The sequence below is a fragment of the uncultured Paracoccus sp. genome (genome assembly GCF_947496875.1).
Lineage (GTDB): Bacteria > Pseudomonadota > Alphaproteobacteria > Rhodobacterales > Rhodobacteraceae > Paracoccus.
Window position 1 is genome coordinate 1 of the sequence record NZ_CANMEH010000101.1, and the last position, 290, is coordinate 290.

General features: G+C 66.6%; 1 pseudogene. It reads left to right on the forward strand.

What is annotated here, in order from left to right:
* A pseudogene (locus Q0938_RS19290) lies at window positions 1-290 on the forward strand (hypothetical protein); the annotation flags it as partial.

Consider the following 290-nt stretch of genomic DNA (forward strand, 5'->3'; position numbering starts at 1 on the left):
ACGCCTGAGCCTTCGGCCCCGGAGAACCTGCTGGTCAACGGATCCTTCGAAGGATCTCCCGTGGCCTCGGGCCAGTACGCCTCGTTCACATCGGTGCAAGGATGGACGGCGATCTCGGGCGGACGGATCGAGATCTGGAACGACCACCGAGGCGTCAAGGCCACGGAGGGGGAGGACTTCCTCGAGCTGGACTACCAGGGGGCGCGTGACGGCTTCTACCAGGACGTCGACGCGACCACAGGGCAGGCCTACACGCTGAGCTTCGACCTGCGGGCGCGGCCCGAGAAGTC